Consider the following 24,766-nt stretch of genomic DNA (forward strand, 5'->3'; position numbering starts at 1 on the left):
ACCGGAATCAGGCTTTTCTCGATCGCCTGAACAGATGGAATATCCGCCCGTCCATGACCAGCAGTGCACTGCCGATGATCAACGCGCCGATGATCTCGCGGGTCGCGATGTACTCGCCAAGGATAAAATATCCGAGAAGAATGGCGCTCACCGGAACCAGAAGCGTCACCAGCATCACGGTGCTCGCGCCCGATCGAATGATGATCTGAAAGAAGACGATGAACGCAAGTGCTGTCGATAGCGAGGCAAGACCGAGAATTGCCGACCATGTCACGACCCCCGGCATCTCCAATTGCCATGGCCTGTCAAAGATCACTGCGAGGCAAAGCATCATAACGCTCGCCGACATCAGCTGAAACGTCGCCGTCGCCAACGGCGGCTTTCCTGTCAGTTTGCGAGTTGCCCATAGCGCCGAAAACCCGAACGAGACCGTCGCGCCGAGACTCAGCAGGATGCCGATCGTCTGATCGCTGTCGATCTCGAACGTAAAACCACGCAGGACGATAACGCCGGTCAGACCGAGCAAAACGCCGACCACGCGCCGCAGAATCAAACGTTCATCGCCAAATGCTGCGGCAACCAGAACGGTGAAAACCGGAGTCGTCGCATTCAGCACCGAGGCCATCCCGCTCGGGATGTAGGTTTGCGCCATGACGATCAGGGAAAACGGAATCACATTGTTGATCAGCGCCATCACGGCGTAAGGCTGCCAGCCCGCTATGCTGGATGGCAATTTGATCTTGTGAAGCCAAATGATCGGCAACAGAATCAGCGTCGCGATCGTCAGCCGAAGGAAAACCAGCGTGAGCGGCGGCAATTCCCGGAGCGCAAGGCTGGTGAAGAAAAAGGTCGCCCCCCACAACACGGAAAGGAAGACCAGCCGCGACCTATCGCGGGCATCCATCTGAACATCAATCGCCGGCATTTCGCCCCGCCTGTTTCCGTGAACAGGCTTACGCGGCGGCGGGCCACAAAACCACCCGGTTCACGATAAGCCATCCAGAATCGGATGCAGGCGAGCCTAGTCGACATCCTCGATCGCACCGGGCGCGGTGCCGAAAGCCTTCTGCGCAAGCGTCGCGGCCATGAACTCGTCGAGATCGCCGTCGAGTACGCCCGAAGTGTCCGACGTCTGCACACCGGTGCGCAGGTCCTTCACCATCTGGTAAGGCTGCAGCACGTAGGAGCGAATCTGGTGCCCCCAGCCAATGTCGGTCTTGGCGGCCTGATCGGCCGCGGCCTGCTCTTCGCGCTTTTTCAGTTCGATCTCGTACAATCGAGCGCGCAGCATGTCCCAGGCCTGCGCCTTGTTCTTGTGCTGGGAGCGGCCGGCCTGACAGACCACTGCAACTCCGGTCGGAATATGGGTGAGCCGGACCGCCGATTCGGTCTTGTTGACGTGCTGGCCGCCGGCACCGCCTGAACGCATCGTATCGACGCGAACGTCGGATTCCGCGATGTCGATCTTGATGGAGTTATCGACGACCGGAAAGATCGCAACGCTGGAAAACGACGTGTGTCGCCGCGCGTTGGAATCGAACGGCGAGATTCGCACCAGCCGATGCACGCCCGCTTCTGTCTTCAGCCAGCCATAAGCGTTGTGACCACTGATCTGAATGGTCGCCGATTTGATGCCGGCTTCTTCACCCTGCGTCTCTTCGAGATATTCGACCTTGAAGCCGCGCTTTTCCGCCCAGCGCGTATACATACGCAGCAGCATCGAAGCCCAATCCTGACTTTCGGTGCCACCAGCGCCTGCATGGACTTCGAGATAGGTGTTGAACTTGTCCGCTTCGCCAGAGAGCAGCGCTTCAAGCTCCTGACGGGCGACGTCTTTCTTAAGCGCCTTCAGCGCATTCTCGGCTTCGGTGACGACGGATTCGTCGCCCTCGGCTTCACCGAGCTCGATCATGCCGACCTGATCTTCCAGTTCGCGATCGACCTTGCCGATGCCGGTAAGCTGACTCTCGAGCGAGGTCCGCTCCTGCATCAGCTTCTGGGCTTTCTGCGGATCGTTCCAGAGATCGGGGTCTTCGGCGAGATTGTTCAGTTCGGCGAGGCGTGCCGTTGAGGCGTCGACGTCAAAGATGCCTCCTCAGCAGCCCGACTGACTGCTTGATCTCTTCGACAAGGCGTTCGATTTCAGGGCGCATGACAAATCCGGTTTTGCTGCGACGGCAGCTTTCACGAATGGGAGCATTTAGCGGCGGAAGCGGCCCGGCGCAATCCGGTTAATACAGGCCGCCGGTCCCGGAGCGGATAATCGCGCGATCGGCATCGGGCGATACGCTGAGTGGCCGTCCGTCCGCGTCAGCGACGCCGATGATCGAGTAGTTGTCCGGCGGCGCGGTACCCGGCTTGAAGGCCTCGAGGATCGTCTGCCCGCTGCTGCCTGGTCCCGCCCGCATTCCGCTCTTCGCATCGACCCGGATCAGCTTGATGCCGGCGGGAATCTTGAACGGCACGGCCGGCTTGTCGGCAAGCGCCATCTTCAGGAAGTCGCGCGCGATCGGCGCGGCGAGATGACCGCCGGTCGCACCACGGCCGAGGTTGCGCGGCTTGTCGTAGCCGACGTAGACGCCAACCACGAGATCCGGCGAGAAGCCGATGAACCACGCATCCTTCTCGTCGTTGGTGGTACCTGTCTTACCGGCGATCGGCTTGCCGACATCGCGCACCACGGTGGCCGTGCCGCGCTGGACAACGCTCTCCATCATGGACGTGATCTGATACGCCGTCATCGAATCGAGGACCTGCTCGCGGCGGTCGATGAGTTTCGGCTCAGGCTGGTCCTTCCAGCCGCCGGGGGCGTCGCAACCGCGGCACTCACGCTGGTCGTGACGATAGATCGTGTGTCCGTAGCGGTCCTGAATGCGGTCGATCAACGTCGGCTTCACCCGCTTTCCGCCGTTGGCAAACATCGAATACGCCGTGACCATGCGCATGACCGTCGTTTCGCCGGCCCCCAGCGCGTACGATAGATAATTCGGCAGATCGTCATAAACACCGAAGCGCTTGGCATATTCGCCGATCAAAGGCATGCCGATGTCCTGTGCGAGACGCACTGTCACGGTGTTGAGTGAGCGCGTCAGAGCATTACGCAGCGTGGTCGGGCCGTAGTACTTACCTGTCGAATAGTTTTCCGGCCGCCAGATCCCGGCGCCCTGCCCTTGATCGATTTCAATCGGTGCGTCAACCACGACGGTGGACGGCGTGTAACCGTTATCGAGCGCCGTCGAATAGACGATCGGCTTGAACGACGATCCCGGCTGGCGATAGGCCTGTGTCGCGCGGTTAAACTGGCTCTGATCGAACGAGAAGCCGCCGACCATCGCAACGACACGTCCGGTCCACGGATCCATCGCGACCATCGCGCCGGAGACTTCTGGAACCTGCCGCAGCCTGTACTGGCCGTCTTCCGGCTTGCCATCCTTGCCGAGCAACGGGTCGACGTAGACAACATCGCCCGGTGACAACACCTGAGACACCTTGGTCGGAGTCTTGTAGCGAGTCGGTCCCGATGCCGCCTTCGCCCACTTCACGCCTTCGAGCGTGACGAGGCCGGTCTCACGATCCTTGGAAATTGCGCCGCCGAGTTCGCGTCCAGGCTGAAAGCCTATCCGCGCCGACTGGTCGTTCGACTCCAGAACGACGGCCATACGCCATGGAGAAATATCGCTGAGCGACTTCACTTCCGCGAGCTTCACGCCCCAGTCGCCGTTCAACTCGATCTTGGTCTGTGCTCCGCGCCAGCCGCGTTCCTCGTCGTAGCGGACGAGTCCGGCAACCATCGCCTTACGCGCCATGACCTGGATTTTCGGGTCAAGCGTGGTGCGGACCGACAGGCCGCCCTCATAGAGTTTCTTTTCGCCGTAACGCTCGAACACATCGCGGCGGACTTCCTCGGCGAAATACTCGCCGGCGAAAATATGTGCCGCATTCGAGCGCGAGGTCACGACCAGCGGTTCCTTGCGTGCTGCGACAGCATCGGCCTGCTTGATCCAGCCGTTCTCGAGGAGGCGATCGATCACGTAGTTGCGGCGCTCAATCGCGCGCTCGCGATTGCGTACCGGATGCAGCGCAGCCGGAGCCTTCGGCAGGGCCGCCAGGTAAGCGGACTCCGCAAGCGTCAATTCGTTGACCGACTTGTCGAAGTAGACCAGCGAAGCAGCCGCGATGCCGTAGGCACCAAGGCCGAGATAGATTTCGTTGAGATACAGTTCGAGAATCTTGTCCTTGCTGTACGCGCGCTCGATACGCATCGCCAGCAGCGCTTCCTTGATCTTGCGGGTGAACGAGACCTCGTTGGTCAGCAGAAAGTTCTTGGCGACCTGTTGCGTGATCGTCGAAGCGCCTTGCGGCCGTCGGTTCGAGCCGTAGTTCTGCGCATAAAGAAGCGCCGCACGGCCCATGCCGAGGAAATCGATGCCGCCATGCTCGTAGAAATTTTTATCTTCAGCGGCGAGGAAGGCATTGATGACCGACTTCGGGATCGCCTGGATCGGGAGATAAAGCCGCCGCTCCTTCGAGAATTCCGCGAGCAGCGCGCCATCGGCGGCGTGGACGCGCGTCATCACCGGCGGTTCATAATCCTGGAGCTGCGAGTAGTCCGGCAGATCCTTGGAGAAATGCCAGATCAGCCCGGCGGTCGCGGCGACGCCGACCAGAAACAGGATCGTGCCCGCCGCGAACAGAAATCCCATGAATCGCAACAGCAACCGCATTCTCGAATATCCGTCTTGAACTTATCCGCGGCGAAATCCGCGCCGCGACGCCGGAAGGCAGTATGCCGAAGCGGCCTCAAACCTGATGCCGTCCGGGGATGTATAGCATCCCGGTACCGGCCGCGTGTGAACGATTCTGCTGCTGTCCTGTGGGTTTTTATAGAACCGCCGCTGTGGCCAAACTAGGGCTTCACCCGGCAACCGCTCCGTCATTCCGCCAGTCCGCCGGACACGACCCGCTTACCGAAAAACATGTCCATGGCATGAACCATGGAACCGATCGTTCGGGTGCGCCACTGCTCGGACACCAGTTGATGAAGGTCTTCCTTGTTCGAGACATAGCCCAGTTCAACGAGTACCGAGGGCACGTCATGAGCTTTGAGGACCCTGAAACCGGCTGATTTCAAGGGATGTTTGTGCATCCGCGCTACCAGTTTCATCTGACCGGCAAGGGTCTTGGCGAACCGGCTCGAAAACGCCCGGGTTTCCCGCTGCGTCAGTTCGATCAGGATATCGGCAACGGCGGCAGGCTCTTCCCTCAGATCGATGCCCGCGATGGCGTCCGCCTTGTTCTCGGATTCCGCGAGCCGTTCGGCTTCGGAGTCGGAGGCCTTGTCCGACAGCGTGTAGATCGTTGCGCCCTGCGCATCGCCTTCCTTCTTCGGAAGGTAATCGGCGTGGATCGAGACGAACAGCGCCGCCGCCTGGGCCCGGGCAATTTTGACCCGCTCGCCCAACGGTACGAAGGTGTCGTCGTCGCGGGTCATGACCACCCGATAGCGGCCGGTCTTTTCGATCCGGTCGCGGAGCGACAGGGCAAATTCGAGCACCAGCGACTTCTCGTTTTCTCCGCTGCCGGCAACGGTGCCGTTATCGATGCCGCCATGTCCGGGATCGATGACGATCACCGGCCGTGAATCGGCGGCCTTGGCAGCATCGGATGTGGCTCCGGTCGCGTCGGGACTGGCGTCAGCGAGAACCGTCTTGCGCAATTTCGGCGTGTCGGCGCCATCGGGGGTCACATTGAACGCGGCGCGATCGACCGCGGCAAGTTCGACGACCAGCCGGGCCGGCTGTCCATTGGCGGGATCGAGGACATAAGATTTCTCGATTTTTGCCGGACCGGTGAGATCGAAAACGATCCGCGATCCGCCCGGCATCACGAGCCCATAACGGAAAGCCCGGATCAGGCCCTGGCCTGCCTGCCCCACGCCCGGTGCGAGCTGAAAGGCCACCTGCGGAATGTCGAGAACGACACGATATGGATCGGCGAGCACAAAGGCGCGGACGTCAATCTTGCGGTCGAGATCGAGAATGAATCGGGTCTGCTGAGCATCTCCGGCAAGGCGCACATCCGAAGCGATCGGCAGCGCATCCGCAACCACTGGACGAGCGGGAGCCGTTTCTACAGCCTGTGCGGGGTGCCCCCCGGCAATCATCGCCAGTGCAGTGCAAAGGAACGCGACCTTAGGCAGAACCCGCGTGTTTGCTTGGTTTTTCAATGAATCACCCGCCTCCCCGAGAGCCCTCTTACCGCAATAGGACTCGACGGTTAACCAGCCCTTACCTGGCCGGGACGAAATAAGGCGCAGTGTTGCAGGGGCGTGACGCTTCCCTTGCCAGCGCGGGCCAATCAACGTATGTATCGGGAGCTGACGGTTTAAACTTCCGGTTGTATCGCGTTCAGCCTTCCGGTGCAGCGCCGGCCCCTCGACCATCCTCATTCGCAAGATGTTCAGAGGTTCCAGCGTACCTTCCGACCCCTCCCTGCCAGCGCAGCGCGCGGCTGATACGGAGCGGCGGTTTTTGGCACCAGCGGCCACCAGACGACCGGCAACCCTGGCCCGAAGGGCCATGACATTCACGAAAGCCAATGCGTGCCTTCCATCAAAGAGGCGCGATCCGGCTCCGGCAGCGAGAAATACGGCGGCGCCTTTGCCGCCCACTGATCAGACGGGCCGACGCTCGATGCGCCAGACTGTAATGCCGACCGGGGTCCTGTTCCGGACCTCTGCAACCACCGCAAAGCGGCGCGAATCTTTTCCGCGCCGATCTTTGCTTGGGTTGAATTCGGCATGGTGTCACGGGCGGCGTTTCGGCCTTCCCCTCACCCCCGAATCAGGTGGACCGTCGTGTCTCCCGGCCGCGCGTTTCGCGCTGGCCGCCACGCGTGCCGTCCGCCGTCAAGAGCCCCCACATGCCCAACAAAATGTTGATCGATGCCACTCACCCGGAAGAGACCCGGGTCGTCGTGGTCCGTGGCAATCGCGTTGAAGAGTTCGATTTCGAATCTGCCCAGCGCAAACAACTCCGCGGCAATATCTATCTCGCCAAGGTCACGCGTGTAGAGCCATCGCTTCAGGCCGCCTTCATCGAATACGGCGGCAACCGCCACGGCTTCCTCGCCTTCAGCGAAATCCATCCTGACTATTATCAGATCCCGGTCGCCGACCGTCAGGCTCTGATCGAGGCCGACGAGCGCGCGCATCGTGAAGCCGAAGAGGAATCGGAAAACCGTTCCAATCGCCGCCGGTCGCGTCATCGCAATGCGCGCCGCCGTGGCAATGGCGACCGCGTACGCAGCGAGATCGTCGAGGGCGCGGCATCCGATCCGTCGCAGGCGCCACAGCCGCACGCCGAACATCAGGGCGACGATCACGGCCATGAGCATGATCACGAACATGGCGAAACTGCCCACCATGATCACGAGAACGGCCACGGTCATGATCACGCGCATGGTGACGACCATGCCGAAGCCAACGACTACGCCGATCATGCAGTTGCCGACACCGCGCCTGCGGAAACGGCACATGGCGATCTGACTCCCGACGAGATCTCTGCCACACAGCCGGAAACCTCCGAGTTCCCGGCTGTTGCGGTCGCGACGGCTGCGCCGGCCGATGATGCCGAACACAACGATCAAGACACCGGACACGATGAAGCCCACGATCACGATGATCACATCGACACGGCGCACACTCATGACGCTGCGCCGCAGGGCGACGAGCATCACGACGACGATGCCGAAAGCGATGATGATGACGACGACGGTGAGGAAGCCGAAGACGAAATGGTCGAGTCAGTCGGCGGCGACGATGTTCTCGAAGAAGTTCCGGAGCGTGCCTTCCGGCCACGCCGCCAATACAAGATCCAGGAAGTCATCAAGCGCCGCCAGGTAATGCTGGTGCAGGTCGTCAAGGAAGAACGCGGCAACAAAGGCGCGGCACTGACCACCTACCTGTCGCTGGCGGGCCGTTATGCCGTCCTGATGCCGAACACGGCGCGCGGCGGCGGCATCAGCCGCAAGATCACCTCGGCCCAGGACCGCTCGCGTCTGAAGGAAGTCGTGCAGGATCTCGATGTGCCCGAGGGCATGGGGATCATCCTGCGTACCGCCGGCGCGTCCCGTTCCAAGCCCGAAATCAAACGCGACTTCGAATACCTGATCCGGATGTGGGAAACCGTCCGCGACACCACCCTCAATTCGCAGGCCCCGACCCTCGTTTACGAGGAAGGTTCGCTGATCAAGCGCTCGCTGCGCGACCTCTACAACAAGGAAATCGACGAGGTGCTCGTTGCCGGAGAGGCCGGCTACAACGAGGCCCGTGATTTCATGAAGATGCTGATGCCGTCCAATGTGCGGGCGGTGAAGCGGTATCGCGACGGCCAGCCGCTGTTCTCCCGCATGGGTGTCGAGAGCCAGCTCGACGCAATGTTCTCGCCGACCGTGACATTGCGATCCGGCGGCTACATCGTCATAAACCAGACCGAAGCGCTGGTCTCGATCGACGTCAACTCCGGACGCTCGACCCGCGAACATCATATCGAGGATACCGCGCTCAAGACCAATCTCGAAGCCGCCGAGGAAGTCGCGCGGCAACTCCGGCTCCGCGATCTCGCGGGCCTGATCGTGATCGATTTCATCGACATGGACGAGAAGCGCAACAACCGCTCCGTCGAACGCAAGATGAGCGACTGCCTGCGCCAGGACCGCGCGCGTATCCAGGTCGGACGCATCTCGCACTTCGGCCTGCTCGAAATGTCACGCCAGCGTATCCGCGCCAGCGTGCTGGAAAGCACCACCGAGCCCTGCGCGCAATGCGGCGGGACCGGACATGTTCGCTCGGTGTCGTCCGTCGCGCTGCAACTGCTGCGCGGCCTCGAAGAAAACCTGATGAAGGGAGCGACCCATAATCTCACTGTGCGCACGCGCACCGACGTGGCGCTCTACGTTCTGAACCACAAGCGAGGCCATCTGCGCGATCTCGAGAACAGCTTCAAGGTAACGCTCGCCGTCATCGCCGACCCGACCATCAGTGGACAGCAATCGTTCGTGATCGATCGCGGTGAACAGGTCCATACTCTTGAAGCTGCGAAAGCGGTTCTGGCCGCCCAGCTCGCAGCCGCACCGGCACTGGTCGAAGAACCGGCTGACGACGAGATCGACGAGACGTTCGAGGCCGAGGTCGAATTCGAAGGCGACGAGGTCGAAGCCGTTGCTGACGCCAATGGCAGCCGTTCCGATGCCGAGGGCGACGATGGTCCGCGACGCAAGCGTCGGCGTCGCCGGCGCGGTCGCAGTGACAGCCGCGATGCAACCCAGGATCAGGATGCAAACGGCGTTGCCGCCGATACGCCGGCCGACGTTGCAACCGATAATGAAGATGACTCCGGCGACGACGACTCCGAGGATCAGGACGGCGCTCCCCGCGCCGATCAGCCGGCCGGCGACGAACGACGCCCGCGCCGCCGCGGACGCCGTGGCGGCCGCCGTCGTCGCGGTGGCAATGAAAATGGAACCGGCGACGAAGGTCTGGTCGCCGCGATTGCCGACGATCTCGGCCCGGTGCCTGATTCCGAAGCCAGCGAAGCGGTGGCCGATCTGGCCGCGCCCGCGGTCGAGCAGCCGCGAGCCGATTTTTCGGAGCGTGATATTCCTGCCAATCCGGAGCCCGCGCCCGTCCCCGAGCCCACGGCCGACGAAGACAGCAAGCCACGCCGCCGTTCCACAGTCCGTGAGCGCGTCAGCTTCCTGTTCGGCGAAGCGCCGGCTGAAACTGCAAACCCGCCTGAACCGGAGAGCAAGCCATCCGAGCCCGAGGCGGTAACGCCAATCGAAACCTCGCCGCAATCTTCGGCCCCGACGGAAACAACGTCGCCGCGCCGCGGCTGGTGGTCGCGCCGCTCGGGCGAGTGACGCTCTCATACCGTTTCTGACAAATGAAAACCGCCCGGCATCGTCCGGGCGGTTTTTTGTTTGCCTGCGCTTATGAAAACCGCGTCAGACCTTCGACAGGCGTGACGCCTGTTGGCCTTGGTTGGTCAGTGGCGGATAGTCAGCCGTTGGCGAGCCAGCGCGTGATGCGTGCGACCGCCTCGACGGTGTCCGGCGTCGAACTCGCATAGGAAAACCGGATAAATGAACGGCCATGAACCGGATCGAAATCGATGCCCGGTGTTGCCGCGACATGCGCGCGCTCCAGCATATCGCGCGCAAAATCGAGACTGTTATCGGTAAATTTCGACACATCCGCGTAAAGATAGAACGCGCCGTCGGCAGGAAGAAACGTGTCGAGCCCGGCCTTCGGCAAGCCTTCAATCAGGATGCGGCGGTTGTTCTGATAGCCGTGCTTGATGACGTCCATCTCGGCGCAGCCGTCAAACGCGGCCTCAGCCGCAACCTGCGACAACGTCGGCACCGAGATCGCGAGGTTCTGCTGTAACCGTTCGATCGGACGCACGAGCGCCTCCGGCACCACCATCCAGCCGACGCGCCAGCCGGTCATACAGAAGTACTTCGAGAACGAATTAATGATCAGCGCATTCGGCGACAGCTCCGCTGCGGTGACCGCCGGGAATGCATAGTCGAGACCGTGATAAATCTCGTCGGATATGAAGCGGATGTTCTCGCTGTCGGCTACCGCCATCAGTTCGCTCAGCGCCTCGCGTGTCATCATCGTGCCGGTGGGATTGGCCGGGCTTGCGACCAGCACACCTTTCAGCGGCGCTTTGCGATGCGCGGCGAGCAGCATTTCTCCGGTCAGCGCGTGACGCGTCTCGCTGGTGGTTTCGATCAGCACCGGCTCGCAGCCGAGCGCGGTCAGGATGTGGCGATAAGGCGGATAGCCAGGCACGGTCACCGCGACACGGTCGCCGGGCTCGAACATCGACAGAAACGCAAGGATGAACCCGCCGGACGATCCGGTGGTGACCACAATCCGCTCGGGGTCGATCGGGCAACCGTACGTGGTTTGATAATGTCGCGCGATCCGCTGGCGCAGCGACGGAATGCCAAGCGCAGACGTATAATCGATCCGGCCGGAATCGAGCGCGCCGCGCGCTGCCGCGAGGGCCGCCTGCGGCGCGGGCGACGCAGGCTGTCCGACCTCCATATGAACAACATGTCCGCCGCCGGCCTCGATCCGGGCGGCAGCCGCCATCACGTCCATCACCATGAAAGGCGGGACGTCCCCGCGGCTCGAGGGGGCGAGAAGTGCCCTCGCCTTGTGTTGCGTTGTCATATCGAGCATGAAATTCTGCTATTCCGTCTCGTCTGTTCCGCCGGAAAGGCCGGGCGAAACGCCGCTCTCCTGCCGCAATCCGCGGATTGTTAGACTCTTTACCTAGCACCCTACAATCCGGGGCTCCATCGTCCTACGGACCCGATGCCGCAATCCAGCCATGACGCATAACACCAGAATGACCCCGGGCGGGCACCTCCGGGCAAGCCCTCTGAAAACAGTCACAATGCGCGCCACCGCCGTTGCGACATCGCTGGCGGTTCTGGTGGCCAGTTGGCCTGCTGCCGCCCAGACCCGAGCCAAGGGCCCTCCGCTCTTACGCGATACCGAAACCGAACAACTGCTGCGCGATTATACCCGGCCCATTCTACGCGCCGCCGGACTGGAAAAGCAGAACATTCAGGTCGCAATCATCAACGACGGAACATTCAACGCTTTCGTCGCCGACGGGCGCCGGATTTTCGTCAACTACGGCGCGTTGCGCCAGTCGGAGACGCCCAACCAGATCATCGGCGTCCTTGCCCACGAGACCGGCCATCTCGCCGGTGGTCATCTCTCCAAGATGCGCCAGCAACTCGCGCAGGCGCAAACCCAGATGATCGTCGCGATGCTGCTCGGTCTTGGTGCTGCGGTTGCCGGCGCGCGATCCGGCGCCGGAAGCGCGGGCGCGGCGGCGATCAGTGCGCCGCAAGCCGCTATCATGCGCTCGCTGCTCTCCTACCAGCGTCAACAGGAAGAAAACGCCGACAAGGCCGCAGTGAAATTCCTGAACGCGACGGGCCAGTCGGCCAAGGGCATGTACGAAACCTTCAAGCGTTTTGCCGATCAGGGACTGTTCTCGACGCGCGGCGCCGACCCTTATATGCAGTCCCACCCGATGGCCGTCGAACGCGTCCGCGCGCTGGAGGAACTGGCGCGCTCAAGTCCGTATTGGGACAAGAAGGATGATCCGGCCCTGCAGCACCGGCATGACATGATGCGGGCGAAGGTGTCGGGCTTCATGGAACGGGCGGAAACGGTCTATCGCCGCTACCCGATTTCCGACAACTCACTGCCGGCGCGCTATGCCCGCGCGATTGCGGCATACCGTCACGGCGATCCGCGCACCGCCATTGCGCAGATCGACGCCTTGATCAAAACTGAGCCGTCTAATCCCTATTTCCATGAACTCAAGGGCCAGGCTTTGCTGGAAGGCGGCAAGCCGGCTGAAGCGCTTGCGCCGTTGCGAAAAGCTGTTCAACTGTCCCATAACGCGCCGCTCATCGAGATGTTACTTGGCCAGGCGCTGGTTGGAACCGATAACAAGGCCTACGCTGAGGAAGCGATCAAGATTCTGCGCGCTGCGTTGGCGCGGGAGCCGGAAGCCGCACTCGGATATACACAACTGGCGATGGCCTACGGGCGGAGGGGCAATCTGGCTGAAGCTGACCTCGCCTCCGCGCAGGCCGCCTATCTGCGAGGCGATGCCAAAACGGCGCGCGACCTTGCCTCTCGCGCGAAGACGCGGTTCGCCATCGGCTCGCCCGGATGGGTCAGGGCGGACGACATTGTGAACACCAAGCCGGTCAAGAACTGACGCCTCGCGTAACGCGAATTTCCCGAAAGGACTACTCATGTTTTCGTTCCGCTCCCTCACCCCGATGCTGGTCGCATTTGCGATCATCGGCCTGCCCGCGTCAGCAACCGCGCAGACATTCTCGAGCAGCCAGCGCGGCGAGATCGAGAAGATCGTCAAGGACTACCTGCTCAGCCATCCCGAGGTGCTCGAGGAGATGTCGGCAGAGCTGAGCAAGCGGCAGGCTGCAGCGGAAGCGGAGAAGCATCAGACCGCGGTCAAGGCCAATGCCGACATGATCTTCAATTCACCACGCGGCGTCATCGTCGGCAACCGTAATGGTGACGTCAATTTCGTCGAGTTCTTCGACTACAATTGCGGCTACTGCAAACACGCCATGGCCGACATGCTCAATCTGATGAAATCCGATCCGAAGCTGCGTGTGGTGCTGAAGGAATTTCCGGTGCTCGGCCCCAGCTCGGTAGAGGCCGCGCAGGTCGCCATCGCAGTCCGGATGCAGGATCCTTCCGGCAAGAAATATCTCGACTTCCACCAGAAGCTGCTCGGCAGCCGTGGACAGGCCGACAAGGCGCGCGCTCTGGCGGCAGCCAAGGAGTCCGGCCTCGACATGGCGAAGCTGGAAAAGGACATGGTCAGCCAGGAGGTGAAAGCGACGCTTCAGGAAAACTTCAAGCTCGCCGAAGCCATGGGCCTCAACGGAACGCCGAGCTACGTTATCGGGAACCAGGTCGTGGTCGGCGCAGTCGGAATGGAAGGACTGGCAAAGAAGATTTCCGAGGCCCGCTGCGGCAAGGCAGCCTGCTGAGCATCGGACGTGTTGCCGGCGGCTCATGGCCGCCGGCATTCTCCGGCTTGGTTAATCAGCAATTTCCATAGGTTCCATAAGGATTTTTGCAAACCTCTTGAGGGAGTTAAAGCGGGATAAGAGGACTGCTCAGGCTTCCCTCGGGTCCTCATCTTGCCTATAAAACGGCCGGAAACTGCGCTTTTGGCGCGCCGCTCTCACCCTTGGATTCGATTTCGGATGGCAAAAACGATCTACGTGCTCAACGGGCCTAACCTTAATCTGCTCGGCACCCGTGAGCCGGAAACCTACGGCCATCACACCCTCGACGACGTCGAAAAACTGTGCCGCGACACCGCAGCCAGCTTCGGCATGACGGCGGATTGCCGGCAGTCCAATCGCGAGGGCGAACTGATCGATTTCATCCACGAGGCAGGCGCCAAGAAGGCGGCCGGCATCATTCTCAACGCCGGCGGCTATACCCACACCTCGATCGCGCTTCACGACGCGCTGGTCGGCGTCAAGGTCCCGACGGTTGAAGTTCACGTATCGAACGTCTATGCACGCGAGAGCTTCCGTCATCACTCGTTCATCGCCAAGGCCGCATTCGCCTCGCTGTGTGGTTTCGGCATCGAGGGATATCGGCTCGCAATTACCGGCCTCGCCGCCAGAATTGGCGCCGCGGCGAAATCCTGACGACCCCCATCGTCATTTCAGAAAGTTCCGGATCGAATATGGCCCGTCAGCCGCAAGACCAATCGCCCTCGAACGAAAAACCGGCCGACGAGCGCGAGACCATTCGCGAACTGGCCAAGCTGCTCGATGAGACCAATCTCACGGAGATCGAGGTCGAGCGCGCCGGTCTCCGCGTGCGCGTGGCCCGCAACATCAGCATCGCGGCTGCAGCCCCTGCGCATTACCTGCCCGCACCCGTAGCGGCGGCTCCCGTCGCCGGCTCACCGGCAGCGGCCTCTGCCGATATTGCCAAACATCCCGGCATGGTGCCCTCACCAATGGTCGGCACCGCCTATATCGCGTCCGAGCCCGGCGCACGTCCGTTCATCGACGTCGGCAGCAAGGTGAAGGCAGGCGAGACCCTCATCATCATCGAGGCGATGAAGACCATGAACCAGATTCCCTCGCCGCGCGCGGGAACGGTTACTCAGATCCTTGTCGAGGACGGCCAGCCGGTCGAATTCGGCGAGCCGCTCGTCATCATTGAATAACTGTTCTCACCGTCAGGCGCCGCGATGTTCGACAAGATCCTGATAGCCAATCGCGGCGAGATCGCCCTGCGCGTATTGCGGGCCTGCAAGGAATTGGGCATTGCGACGGTCGCCGTCCATTCGACAGCCGACGCAAACGCCATGCATGTGCGGCTCGCAGACGAAAGCGTCTGCATCGGGCCACCGCCCTCCAAGGACAGCTATCTCAACATCCCGGCGCTGCTCGCAGCCTGCGAGATCACTGGCGCCGACGCGGTCCATCCGGGCTACGGCTTTCTGTCGGAGAACGCGCGGTTCGCGGAAATCCTGGCCGATCACAATCTGAGTTTTATCGGCCCGAAGGCTGAACATATCCGCCTGATGGGCGACAAGATCGAAGCTAAAAAGACCGCCATTCGCCTTGGTATTCCGGTGGTGCCCGGCTCCGAAGGCGCTGTCGGCGAAGGCGACGATGCCATGGCGATCGCCAAGAAGATCGGGTTTCCGGTTCTGGTGAAAGCGGCCGCCGGCGGCGGTGGGCGCGGCATGAAGGTCGCACCGACAGAGGCCGACCTGCTGCTGGCGTTGTCCACCGCGAGCAATGAAGCCAAGTCGGCATTTGGCGACGGTTCGGTTTATCTCGAGAAGTATCTCGGCAAGCCGCGTCACATCGAAATCCAGATTCTCGGGGACGGCCGCGGCGGCGCCATCCATCTCGGCGAGCGCGACTGCTCGCTGCAGCGTCGCCATCAGAAAGTGTGGGAGGAAGGCCCCTCGCCGATCCTCTCGCCGCAGGCACGCGCCCGGATCGGCGAGATCTGCGCCAAGGCCATGCGCGAGATGAAGTATCTCGGCGTCGGCACCATCGAATTCCTCTACGAGGACGGCGAATTCTATTTCATCGAAATGAACACCCGCATCCAGGTCGAGCATCCGGTCACCGAAATGATCACCGGCATCGACCTCGTTCTCGAGCAAATCCGCGTCGCGGCCGGCGGGGAACTGCCCTGCACCCAGGATGAGATCGTCATCAACGGTCACGCTATCGAATGCCGCATCAACGCGGAGAACCCCGTGACCTTCCGGCCGTCGCCCGGCAAGATCACGCAGTATCATCCGCCCGGCGGCTTGGGCGTGCGGATCGATTCCGCTGTCTATCAAGGCTACACGATCCCGCCTTATTACGACTCCCTGGTCGGCAAACTGATCGTCCACGGCAAGACTCGCGGTGAATGCCTGATGCGTCTGCGGCGCGCGCTGGACGAAGTGGTGGTCGACGGCATCGAAACCACACTGCCGCTGTTCCGCGCTCTGGTTCGGGAACCCAACATCATCGACGGCGATTACCATATTCACTGGCTTGAGCATTATCTCGCCAGCGGTGACAGCAAGTCTTCGTAAGTATTGCCAAAAATGTCGCTCCTTATGTCCGGTTGGGACTTTTGGGATCTGGCCAGCTGAAGTACAGTCGGCCTCTCGGGAGGCTTAATTTGCGTTTTCTGCCAGTACCTTATCGCAAGGAAACGACGTGACGGCTGATGCTGCGCGTCGGCGCGCCATTTGGCAAATCGCACTCCTGTCGGCATCGCTGCTGGTGCTGATCGTGATCAGCGCTGCATCGGTCTACATGGTCGAGCGAACACGCTCGGACTCCGCTCGGGCACTTCACAGCGCAGAAGTCGAAAACCAGATCTCCCTGGCGCAACTTCAGATGCGGCGGGCTGAAAGCGCCATTCGCGGTTATGCGCTGACAGCAGATGAGAGTTTCGTCGCCGACTTCGACGAAGCCGACAAGCAAATCGGCCCGACCCTCGGGGCCCTCGGTAAACTTACAATCGACAATCCAGTCCAGCAGCGCGCGTTCAAACAAATGGAACCGCTGACTAACCAACGCTTCGCCGAATTTCGCACTGCCCGAGATCTCGTTCGCGACGGCAAGATCGAGGATGCGCGACAATACCTCAAGAGCAGTTCGGGCCGTGAGCAGATGGACCGGATTCGCAATGTCGCGAGCAAGATGCGTAAGGAAGAAGGCCGGCTTTTCCGGCTGCGGACAGAAGCGGCAGACGATAGCCAGTCGCTCGCGGCGATTGTAACAACGACCGGCGCTGGCCTCGTCATTGCGCTGGCCGGCGTTTCGATTTTCCTTGTCCGCCGGTCATCACAGGCGCGCGACGACGCCGAACAATTGCTGCGCGACATCAACGTGAATCTCGAAACGGCGGTCGACGAACGCACTGCGGACCTGCGCGAAGCCAACGAAGAGATTCAACGCTTCGCCTATATCGTCAGTCACGACCTGCGTTCACCGCTGGTGAATATCATGGGCTTCACCAGCGAGTTGGAGGAGTTGCGATCGGATATTTTCGGCCGTATCGCTCGCTACAGCCGCGCCGCGAGCGGTGCACCCATGCCTCCTCCGCCGGTCTCCGATCAGGCGACGCCGTCCGATTCCGTCGAACTGGCCGAAGAAGACAAGAAACTTTCCGAGGAATTTTCCGAAGCTCTCGATTTCATCAAATCCTCGATCGGGAAGATGGACCGCCTGATCAGCGCCATCCTCAATTTGACCCGCGAGGGACGGCGGGAATTCAACCCGGTCAGGATCGACACGCGCGAACTGGTTGAAGGAATTATCTCGACTGTTGCTCACCAAGCCTCTGAAGCGGATGCGCAAATCCGGGTCGAGCCGCTCCCGGAGATCGTCAGCGACCGGCTTTCGATGGAACAAATCTTCTCCAACTTGATTGAAAATGCCCTGAAGTATCTCAAACCCGGGGTTCCGGGCGATATCGCGATCAGCGGGCGCAACAAGCTTGGGTTCGTGATATTCGATATCACTGACAACGGCCGCGGTATCGACGAGAAGGATCATCAGCGCATTTTCGATCTCTTCCGGCGCGCGGGAACCCAAGACAAGCCCGGGCAAGGAATAGGCTTGGCGCATGTGCGCGCACTGGTCCGCAGAATGGGCGGGACGATTACCGTCTCGTCAGAGCTCGGCAAAGGAAGCACGTTCACCATCGCATTGCCGGCGCGGTGGACAATGTCACGACAAGGAAAGCAACAAAATGGGTAATCCGGTAAAAATCATCATGATCGAGGACGACGAGGGACATGCGCGGTTGATCGAGCGCAACATCCGTCGCTCGGGCGTGAACAACGAGATCATCCCGTTCTTGAACGGCACCGAGGCCGTGAATTACCTGTTCGGCACCGACGGCAGCGGCCTCGCGCACAAGGATCAGGCCCTGCTGATCCTGCTCGATTTGAACCTGCCCGACATGACCGGCATCGACATCCTCAAGCGGGTCAAGGAAAACGCGCATCTGAAGTACACGCCAGTCGTCGTCCTTACGACGACTGATGATGCCCAGGAGATCAAGCGCTGTTACGAACTCGGTTGTAACGTCTACATCACCAAGCCCGTGAACTACGAGAATTTCGCCAACGCCATTCGACAGCTCGGCCTGTTCTTTTCCGTAATCCAGGTGCCTCAAGCCGCCTCATGACCCAACCCATCCCGACAATCCTTTACATAGACGACGACGCCACGCTTGCGCGGCTCGTCGAGCGCGGATTGAAACGACTCGGGTTCAATGTCGTCCATGCCGCTGACGGCGAAAGCGGGATCGCACGGCTCGCTGCGGGCAACATTGATATTGTTGCGCTCGACCAGCACATGCCTGGCCTCGACGGGCTGGAGACGCTCGAAAAAATCCACGCGATGCCGTCCTCGCCTCCGGTCGTGTTCGTCACCGCGTCGCAGGACAGCAAGATCGCCATCACCGCCCTCAAGGCCGGCGCGGCCGACTATCTCGTCAAGGACACGCAGGGTGATTTTATTGCCCTGCTCGGCGTCGCCGCGACCGGCGCTCTCGAACAGGCCCGCGTCCGCAAGGCGCGCGACGACGCCGAGGCTGAAGTCCACGCATCGCGTGACCGCTATGCCGCGCTTGCCGCCGAGCGCGAGGTTTTGCTGCGCGAAGTCAATCACCGCGTCGGCAATAGCCTCCAGATCATCGCATCCCTCCTCCATCTTCAGGCCAATTCGACCAACGACGACGACATCAAGGCAGCGCTGACCAACGCAATGGGGCGCGTCGCCGCCGTCGCCCAGGTCCATCGCCGCCTTTACACGTCGCATGACCTCAAGAGCGTCATGCTGAACCAGTATCTCGAAGCGTTGCTCGAAGACCTGCGGCGCTCTGCGGAAGGCAACCGGATGTCACGGCTGACGCTCTCGGCCGAAACCATCGAGATCGACCCAGATCGCGCGGTCGCGATCGGCATCATCGTCAACGAGCTGGTGATGAATGCCGTCAAGTATGCGTATCCGGACGGTGCGGGCGCCATTCACGTCGTCCTGCGCAGTGAGGGGGACGATCTCGATCTGTCGATTTCCGATGATGGTGTCGGCCTGCAAGCCAAGCAGGATCCGCGATCGACGGGCATGGGGCAACGGATCGTCGGCGCGATGGCAACGAAACTGGAAGCCAGTATCGAACGCGATCCCGCCCATTCCGGCACGCGTATCTCGCTGAGATTCCGCCGGACGGCGGCCGCGCCGGCAAAGCCGGTGGCCGCCAACGCATAGTCCACCAGTCGCGCCGCCCCGTCGCACCTGCTATCATGCGTTATGAGCTCCCGGGATTCCGCGTCATCCGAGATCACACCGGACATACTGCTGCGTGCCTACGCCTGCGGCATTTTTCCAATGGCTGAAAGCGCCGATGATCCGACGATATTCTGGGTCGAGCCGGAGCAGCGCGGCGTCATCCCACTCCGGGGATTCCGGATTTCCTCACGGTTGGCGCGAACGGTCCGCTCGGACATCTTCCGCGTCACCGTCAACACCGTGTTCAAGCAAACCATCGATGGCTGCGCTGCACCGCAAGTGGGCCGCGAGGACACCTGGATCAACCGGCGGATTCGCGATCTCTATTCATCGCTGCACGACATCGGGCATTGTCATAGCGTCGAGGCCTGGGACGGCGACGAACTCGTCGGTGGGCTTTATGGCGTGACGCTGGGCAGCGCCTTTTTCGGCGAAAGCATGTTTCACCGTGCGCGCGACGCCTCGAAGGTTGCGCTCGTGCATCTCGTGGCACGATTGGTCGCCGGCGGATTCATATTGCTCGATACGCAATACGTGACTGAACACCTACGCACTTTCGGCGCTGTCGAAGTGCCGCGTACGCGCTATCGCAAACTGCTCGACGGTGCCATCGGCGTCGACGCGGATTTCCTTTCGTTGCCCCAATCCGTCAGCGGCGCTGACGCATTGGACATCATCGCCCGCGCCTGAACCCACACACGCGTTCGGGCAACCAGTTGGGCGAACGCCCCGACAACATTGTCCTGAAGTTACCGGAATCCCGGGAGCGGTGGCGGAGGCGCGGGAGCGCGAGGCCGCGGTGGCTGTTGCGCCGACTGTTTTTGAGCCGGCGGGCGTTTTTGCTGCGCGGGCGGCGCAGGTTTAGCGGCGTCATCGGTCGCGATCGTCTTCTCAGGCTCTTTGCAGTCGGTCAGCCAGATATCATAGATCGGATGTTCGACCCCGTGCAGACCGGGGCTCGCCGCAAACATCCATCCCGAGAAAATGCGCTTCACTTCATTCTGAAGGGTGATCTCGTCAACCTCGACGAACGCATCGGTGTTGGCTGCTTCGGTCGACGGCCGGGTGTAGCAGGCATCTGGCTTTACCCGCAGCGCGCCGAACTGCACCGTCTCGCCGATCTCGACATCGAACTTGATGATGCGGCCGGTGATCTTGTCGAGACCGGAGAACACCGCCTGCTTGTTGGCAATCTTTTGCGCCGGCGGCTCGGTTACAACTTCGTCGCCCGGCTGCAGCGTTGCAGGTGCCGGTGGTGCATTGGCAGGACGTGGCTGCCTCTGTCCTGGCGGCAAGCCGGGCAGCGGATTGGCTCCGGGAGGCGTCGTTACAGCATTCGGCGCACCCTGGCTCGCGCCCGGTGGCGGCGGCAGCGGCTGGGACTGAACAGCGCCCGGTGGCGGCACACCCTGCCCCGGCGGAGTCGACGGCCGCAACGGCGTCGGCAACAGGCGGCCCCGCGGAAGATCGGGCACTTCTTCTTCCTCGTCCGGCTCCTGCACGTCGTCGCGCGGAACAGCAGCCGGCGGCCGCGGTCTGTCGGAAAAGATGTTGCCGATCTGCGCATGAGCGGGCGTCACAGGCGGCATCAGTGAAGCCGCAAGCGAACCTGCAAAAAGAACTGTGACAACGGTTCGGAACATGTGCGCGCTATACTCGGCGAATCGGGCTCGCGACATTCTACAGGCTATCGGCCGCGCGCAAGGATCATCGGTTAACACGGCGATTGCGGCGGAGAAAGGGCGTCACGCCCGTGAGCGCGGCGCACTCAGGCGCGGAGCGATTACTGGCCCGGAGTCCACGGTTGATAATCACCGGTGGCTTTCGGCCGGCGGCCGCTTGCGAGTGTCGAGCCGGACGGCCGGTAGGCATCCGGCGTTCCGGTTAGGTTGGGACGGTGAGGCTTCTGCCACTCGCGAGCCACATAGGTCTCGTCGGTCGGCGGCGTATCCACTGTGTGATGCAGCCAGCCATGCCATGACGGTGGCACGTTGGTGGCTTCCGCATAGCCGTCGTAGATCACCCAGCGACGCTCGAAGCCGAGTGTCGGATCAATCTTTCCACCGCGCGTCCGGTAGTACTGGTTACCGGCCTCATCGGTGCCCACCAGTTCGCCAAAGCGGCGCGTCCATAGCTGGGTGCCGAACGTCGACCCGTTCCACCACGTGAAAAACCTGAGAAAAAACAACTTCATGGCCGACATCCAATGGGCAGCGAGGGAACCCCGGTTGCGCGAATCTAGATGACATTCGCTGGCCCGATTGTCCAGCATCAACAGCGGCTTGGTGCGATGCGTGAACCCATGTCGGCTTAATGCGTTGACCCGGTCTCCACCGGAACCCCGCAATGATTGAAGCCATCCAGAGCGGTTACCTGCGCCTTATGGCGGTCCTCACTATCCTCCCGAACTGGCTGATCGCAACGGCGCTGGTCGTCGCGGGCCTTCTGCTCGCCCTACTCGCTCACGCCATCATCGTGCAGACCATGCGCAGGACGCTTGGCGTGCGGCACCCGCGCATCCGCGCCCTGCTGACCAACAGCAAGGGGCCGCTCCGCCTCGGCCTGATGGTCCTTGCGCTGTCATTCGTCGTGCGTATCGCCCCCATCAGCGACAACGCCGCGGCGACCCTCAGTGGCATTCTCAACGTCGCCTTCATCGCATTGCTGGGATGGGTGGCGCTGACCGCGGTTCAGATTTCATCGCAAATCTATCTGCGGCAATTCCGGCTCGACACAGAGGACAACCTGCTGGCGCGCAAGCACGTTACGCAGGTGCGAATTCTGAAGCGGGCGATCGATGTTCTGATCGTCATCATGACATTCGGCGCAGCGTTGATGAGCTTTGAAGCGGTCCGGCAATACGGCGTCAGCCTGTTCGCCTCGGCCGGTGTTGCCGGTTTGGCCATCGGTCTGGCAGCGCGCCCTCTGCTGTCCAATCTGATCGCCGGCATCCAGATCGCGGTAACGCAACCGATCCGGCTCGACGATGTCGTCATCGTTGAGGGCGAGTACGGAACGGTTGAGGAAATCACGACGACCTATGTCGTGATCAAGTTATGGGACTGGCGGCGAATGGTCGTTCCGCTGAGCCATTTCATCGAAAAGCCTTTCCAGAATTGGACGCGCGAGACGTCCGCGTTGATCGGCTCGGTTTTCCTCTATGTGGACTACAGCGTTCCTACGGAAAAACTGCGTGAAAAACTCATGGAGATTGTGCGGGCTTCACCGCTGTGGGACGGACGCGTCGTCGCCCTTCAGGTCAGTGACACCAAGGACCGCACCGTCGAACTCCGCGCGCTCGTCAGTGCGGGAAGCGCGCCCGCAACATGGGACCTGCGATGTGAGGTGCGCGAGAAGCTGATCGCTTATCTCCAACAGGATTATCCGGAAGCGTTGCCGCGAACCCGGCACGAGGCCGTTGGCGTTGTCCAACCGCGCTCCGGGAGTGATCAGCCTAGCCTTGTGCCCACCGATCAAGATATCCGGGCCGATGCCGGACACAGTCAGCTTTCCGAATGGAACCGCCCCACAAGCGCCTGAATCACAATCGAAATTATACGGGTTTCAAAAATGGAACGCGTTGGCTCGCCATGCGTTTTCTTTAGTCAATTCCATTTCTGACGTGAATCTGGAGTTCCCCAATGATGAGTTTCAAGAAGAGTTGCGCGGTCGCTGCTCTCTCGCTGGCGCTGCCGTTAGTGTTGACCTCGACCGGCAATGCCCTGCCCGCAGCCTCCTCGCTTGCGCTGTCCACCTCGGCGGCAACCACGGCCGCTGACGGGGTCACGCAGGTACGCTGGCGTGGACGCGGCGGTTGGCACGGCGGTTACGGATATCGCCGCGGATGGGGCGGCGCAGGCGTCGGTGTCGGCATCGCCTCGGGCCTCTTGCTCGGTGGCGCCTTGGCCGCAGGCGCAGCCCAGCCGTATTACGGTCCGGGCTATTACTATGGGCCGCGTTACGCTCCCGCGCCGGCTTATGACGATTCCGTTGCCTACTGCATGCAGCGCTACAGGTCTTACGACCCGGCGTCGGGCACCTATCTGAATTACGACGGTAATCGCTATCCTTGCCCGTAAAACCTGGCGAACGATCTGACATCGAAACGGCGGCGCTTTGAAGCGCCGCCGTTTTTGTAATGAGAAGACTTCGTCAGGATCGCGTCGCGAGCATGACGCCCGCGATGATGAAAACGAGCGCCGCGATCTGTCCCGGCCCCAGCGGTTCGCCGAGCGTTATGGCTGACGCGACGACGCCGATCACCGGGACAAGCGTCGTTCCGATTGCCGCCACCGATGCCGGAAGCCGCTCGAGCGCGGCAAACCAGCAAACATAGGCGACGCAAAACTGCATCAGGACTGAATAAGCGAACAGCCACCAGCCGAGCGGCGTCAGCGCCGAAATATGGGGCGACTCGAATATCAATCCGGCGATCGCGACCGGCAGACAGCCGATGCCCACTTGCCACGCCGCGGCGGCCAACGGCGGCAGCGACAGCGGCGCGCGTTTTGCGATCACCGTGCCGAGAGCGAATGCGAAGGCGCCGACCAGCGCCAGCACAATACCCGGCAACTTTTCCATGCTCGCGGCGATCCCGCTGCCGCCCATCAATGCCACCAGTCCCGCCAGCGCCATGAGCAACGCGATCACCCGCACCAAGGAAATGCGCTCGCCGAGGATCGGCCACGCCAGCACCGACGCCCAAACCGGCATGGTGTAGGCCAGCACCGCTGCTTCGCTCGCCGGCAGCCACACCAATGCAAGGCCCATCAGCGCCATCCATGAGGTGACGTTAAGGACCGACAGCATGATCAGCCGTGGCCACTGGCCCGGCGGCACCTTGAGTTTCTGCTTAAAGGCAACGGCGATGCCGGCGATGAGAAAGGCGCCGATCACGCCGGTGCCGCCTCGGAGACTGAGCGGCGGCAGTTCATCAAGAAGGCGCTTGGTCACCGGCCAGTTCAATCCCCAGCCGACCGAGGTCGTCAGAAGGAACAGCAGGCCCGGCAAGCGGGATCGCGGCGCGGGCGCGCCGGACGACACCGTGGAAATCGATTCGGCAAGCGATCCGGCTTCAACAGGCTTGTTCAAAGGCATTCTCCCGGACCCGGCATCCCCGAACATGTGGATGACGGGGAGAAAGATCACGCGGAACACCGATGATCCACCCGAAAAGAGATGATGACGTGCATACCCGTGCAGCGTTTTGGGACCATCCGGAAAGAAAGTGGGAAGGAACTGGCGGCGACCCGCAATCGGGCTTTGGATTCAGCAAGGACTCACCGATACTTCCCGCACTGCGAGCCATACCGGCGTTGACTTGTCCCGCTGGAAATCC

Annotated in this window: 20 protein-coding genes; 12 read left to right on the forward strand and 8 right to left on the reverse strand. The window is 61.6% G+C overall.

Annotated features, from left to right (window positions below):
- Window positions 1-7: 7 nt before the first annotated feature.
- The 4 genes from ASC80_RS07755 to ASC80_RS07770 form a co-directional block, all read right to left on the reverse strand.
- Window positions 8-925, reverse strand: a complete 918-nt coding sequence (locus ASC80_RS07755; protein WP_056294668.1) for a DMT family transporter — start codon at window positions 923-925, stop codon at window positions 8-10.
- A 96-nt stretch (window positions 926-1,021) separates the two neighbouring features.
- Window positions 1,022-2,153, reverse strand: a protein-coding gene (prfB, locus tag ASC80_RS07760) for a peptide chain release factor 2 (protein ID WP_156464298.1) whose coding sequence is annotated in 2 segments (ribosomal slippage) — window positions 1,022-2,083 and window positions 2,085-2,153 — 1,131 coding nt in all. Because the reading frame shifts where the segments join, the coding sequence is not laid out codon by codon here.
- A gap of 78 nt (window positions 2,154-2,231) precedes the next feature.
- Complete coding sequence (locus ASC80_RS07765; RefSeq protein ID WP_056294673.1) at window positions 2,232-4,724, reverse strand: penicillin-binding protein 1A; 2,493 nt, start codon at window positions 4,722-4,724, stop codon at window positions 2,232-2,234.
- Window positions 4,725-4,933: 209 nt separating this feature from the next.
- Window positions 4,934-6,163, reverse strand: a complete 1,230-nt coding sequence (locus ASC80_RS07770; protein ID WP_056294676.1) for an N-acetylmuramoyl-L-alanine amidase — start codon at window positions 6,161-6,163, stop codon at window positions 4,934-4,936.
- Between the two features lie 758 nt (window positions 6,164-6,921).
- Between ASC80_RS07770 and ASC80_RS07775 the strand changes: the two genes are divergently transcribed.
- A complete protein-coding gene (locus ASC80_RS07775; RefSeq protein ID WP_056295778.1) occupies window positions 6,922-9,921 on the forward strand; it encodes an Rne/Rng family ribonuclease in 3,000 nt (999 codons plus the stop codon).
- A gap of 139 nt (window positions 9,922-10,060) precedes the next feature.
- On the opposite strand, the gene ASC80_RS07780 is transcribed toward ASC80_RS07775, so the two are convergent.
- Complete coding sequence (locus ASC80_RS07780) at window positions 10,061-11,254, reverse strand: pyridoxal phosphate-dependent aminotransferase (RefSeq protein WP_056294678.1); 1,194 nt, start codon at window positions 11,252-11,254, stop codon at window positions 10,061-10,063.
- A gap of 217 nt (window positions 11,255-11,471) precedes the next feature.
- Here ASC80_RS07780 and ASC80_RS07785 point away from each other — a divergent pair, with 217 nt between their 5' ends.
- From ASC80_RS07785 to aat, 9 genes are all read left to right on the forward strand, one after another.
- Window positions 11,472-12,821, forward strand: a complete 1,350-nt coding sequence (locus tag ASC80_RS07785) for a M48 family metalloprotease (RefSeq protein WP_244487200.1) — start codon at window positions 11,472-11,474, stop codon at window positions 12,819-12,821.
- Between the two features lie 37 nt (window positions 12,822-12,858).
- Complete coding sequence (locus tag ASC80_RS07790; protein WP_056294683.1) at window positions 12,859-13,626, forward strand: DsbA family protein; 768 nt, start codon at window positions 12,859-12,861, stop codon at window positions 13,624-13,626.
- 219 nt (window positions 13,627-13,845) lie between these two features.
- Complete coding sequence (aroQ, locus tag ASC80_RS07795; RefSeq protein ID WP_056294687.1) at window positions 13,846-14,301, forward strand: type II 3-dehydroquinate dehydratase; 456 nt, start codon at window positions 13,846-13,848, stop codon at window positions 14,299-14,301.
- A 38-nt stretch (window positions 14,302-14,339) separates the two neighbouring features.
- On the forward strand, window positions 14,340-14,831 hold the full coding sequence (gene accB, locus ASC80_RS07800; RefSeq protein ID WP_056294689.1) for an acetyl-CoA carboxylase biotin carboxyl carrier protein: 492 nt from the start codon (window positions 14,340-14,342) through the stop codon (window positions 14,829-14,831).
- 24 nt (window positions 14,832-14,855) lie between these two features.
- Window positions 14,856-16,211, forward strand: coding sequence for an acetyl-CoA carboxylase biotin carboxylase subunit (gene accC, locus ASC80_RS07805; RefSeq protein WP_056294691.1), 1,356 nt, complete (start codon window positions 14,856-14,858; stop codon window positions 16,209-16,211).
- Between the two features lie 127 nt (window positions 16,212-16,338).
- The gene (locus ASC80_RS07810; RefSeq protein ID WP_056294694.1) at window positions 16,339-17,889 is read left to right on the forward strand and encodes a sensor histidine kinase; all 1,551 of its coding nucleotides are present in this window, start codon (window positions 16,339-16,341) and stop codon (window positions 17,887-17,889) included.
- Window positions 17,882-18,322, forward strand: coding sequence for a response regulator (locus ASC80_RS07815; protein ID WP_056294697.1), 441 nt, complete (start codon window positions 17,882-17,884; stop codon window positions 18,320-18,322). The genes ASC80_RS07810 and ASC80_RS07815 overlap by 8 nt, the downstream gene beginning before the upstream one ends.
- Window positions 18,319-19,407: a sensor histidine kinase gene (locus tag ASC80_RS07820; protein ID WP_056294704.1), complete on the forward strand. Its 1,089-nt coding sequence runs from the start codon at window positions 18,319-18,321 to the stop codon at window positions 19,405-19,407. The genes ASC80_RS07815 and ASC80_RS07820 overlap by 4 nt, the downstream gene beginning before the upstream one ends.
- 42 nt (window positions 19,408-19,449) lie before the next feature.
- Window positions 19,450-20,118, forward strand: a complete 669-nt coding sequence (gene aat / locus ASC80_RS07825) for a leucyl/phenylalanyl-tRNA--protein transferase (RefSeq protein WP_056294706.1) — start codon at window positions 19,450-19,452, stop codon at window positions 20,116-20,118.
- Window positions 20,119-20,177: 59 nt separating this feature from the next.
- On the opposite strand, the gene ASC80_RS07830 is transcribed toward aat, so the two are convergent.
- Window positions 20,178-21,071, reverse strand: a complete 894-nt coding sequence (locus ASC80_RS07830; RefSeq protein ID WP_056294710.1) for a DUF2155 domain-containing protein — start codon at window positions 21,069-21,071, stop codon at window positions 20,178-20,180.
- Window positions 21,072-21,211: 140 nt separating this feature from the next.
- Entirely contained in the window at window positions 21,212-21,622 is a 411-nt protein-coding gene (locus tag ASC80_RS07835; RefSeq protein ID WP_056295780.1) for an NADH:ubiquinone oxidoreductase subunit NDUFA12, read from the reverse strand.
- A gap of 152 nt (window positions 21,623-21,774) precedes the next feature.
- Between ASC80_RS07835 and ASC80_RS07840 the strand changes: the two genes are divergently transcribed.
- Complete coding sequence (locus tag ASC80_RS07840; protein WP_082512439.1) at window positions 21,775-22,968, forward strand: mechanosensitive ion channel family protein; 1,194 nt, start codon at window positions 21,775-21,777, stop codon at window positions 22,966-22,968.
- 101 nt (window positions 22,969-23,069) lie between these two features.
- Complete coding sequence (locus ASC80_RS07845; protein WP_056294713.1) at window positions 23,070-23,507, forward strand: BA14K family protein; 438 nt, start codon at window positions 23,070-23,072, stop codon at window positions 23,505-23,507.
- A gap of 73 nt (window positions 23,508-23,580) precedes the next feature.
- On the opposite strand, the gene ASC80_RS07850 is transcribed toward ASC80_RS07845, so the two are convergent.
- Window positions 23,581-24,525: a DMT family transporter gene (locus ASC80_RS07850; RefSeq protein WP_082512440.1), complete on the reverse strand. Its 945-nt coding sequence runs from the start codon at window positions 24,523-24,525 to the stop codon at window positions 23,581-23,583.
- Between the last annotated feature and the right edge of the window lie 241 nt (window positions 24,526-24,766).

The sequence above is a fragment of the Afipia sp. Root123D2 genome (genome assembly GCF_001425835.1).
Classification (GTDB): domain Bacteria; phylum Pseudomonadota; class Alphaproteobacteria; order Rhizobiales; family Xanthobacteraceae; genus Afipia.

Bases quoted from the DNA above. Each gene is read 5' to 3' on its own strand.
- ASC80_RS07755 (WP_056294668.1), bottom strand. From the start codon at position 925: ATGCCGGCGATTGATGTTCAGATGGATGCCCGCGATAGGTCGCGGCTG.
- ASC80_RS07765 (WP_056294673.1), bottom strand. From the start codon at position 4,724: ATGCGGTTGCTGTTGCGATTCATGGGATTTCTGTTCGCGGCGGGCACG.
- ASC80_RS07770 (WP_056294676.1), bottom strand. From the start codon at position 6,163: ATGATTGCCGGGGGGCACCCCGCACAGGCTGTAGAAACGGCTCCCGCT.
- ASC80_RS07775 (WP_056295778.1), top strand. From the start codon at position 6,922: ATGCCCAACAAAATGTTGATCGATGCCACTCACCCGGAAGAGACCCGG.
- ASC80_RS07780 (WP_056294678.1), bottom strand. From the start codon at position 11,254: ATGCTCGATATGACAACGCAACACAAGGCGAGGGCACTTCTCGCCCCC.
- ASC80_RS07785 (WP_244487200.1), top strand. From the start codon at position 11,472: ATGCGCGCCACCGCCGTTGCGACATCGCTGGCGGTTCTGGTGGCCAGT.
- ASC80_RS07790 (WP_056294683.1), top strand. From the start codon at position 12,859: ATGTTTTCGTTCCGCTCCCTCACCCCGATGCTGGTCGCATTTGCGATC.
- aroQ (WP_056294687.1), top strand. From the start codon at position 13,846: ATGGCAAAAACGATCTACGTGCTCAACGGGCCTAACCTTAATCTGCTC.
- accB (WP_056294689.1), top strand. From the start codon at position 14,340: ATGGCCCGTCAGCCGCAAGACCAATCGCCCTCGAACGAAAAACCGGCC.
- accC (WP_056294691.1), top strand. From the start codon at position 14,856: ATGTTCGACAAGATCCTGATAGCCAATCGCGGCGAGATCGCCCTGCGC.
- ASC80_RS07815 (WP_056294697.1), top strand. From the start codon at position 17,882: ATGGGTAATCCGGTAAAAATCATCATGATCGAGGACGACGAGGGACAT.
- ASC80_RS07820 (WP_056294704.1), top strand. From the start codon at position 18,319: ATGACCCAACCCATCCCGACAATCCTTTACATAGACGACGACGCCACG.
- aat (WP_056294706.1), top strand. From the start codon at position 19,450: ATGAGCTCCCGGGATTCCGCGTCATCCGAGATCACACCGGACATACTG.
- ASC80_RS07830 (WP_056294710.1), bottom strand. From the start codon at position 21,071: ATGTTCCGAACCGTTGTCACAGTTCTTTTTGCAGGTTCGCTTGCGGCT.
- ASC80_RS07835 (WP_056295780.1), bottom strand. From the start codon at position 21,622: ATGAAGTTGTTTTTTCTCAGGTTTTTCACGTGGTGGAACGGGTCGACG.
- ASC80_RS07840 (WP_082512439.1), top strand. From the start codon at position 21,775: ATGATTGAAGCCATCCAGAGCGGTTACCTGCGCCTTATGGCGGTCCTC.
- ASC80_RS07845 (WP_056294713.1), top strand. From the start codon at position 23,070: ATGATGAGTTTCAAGAAGAGTTGCGCGGTCGCTGCTCTCTCGCTGGCG.
- ASC80_RS07850 (WP_082512440.1), bottom strand. From the start codon at position 24,525: ATGCCTTTGAACAAGCCTGTTGAAGCCGGATCGCTTGCCGAATCGATT.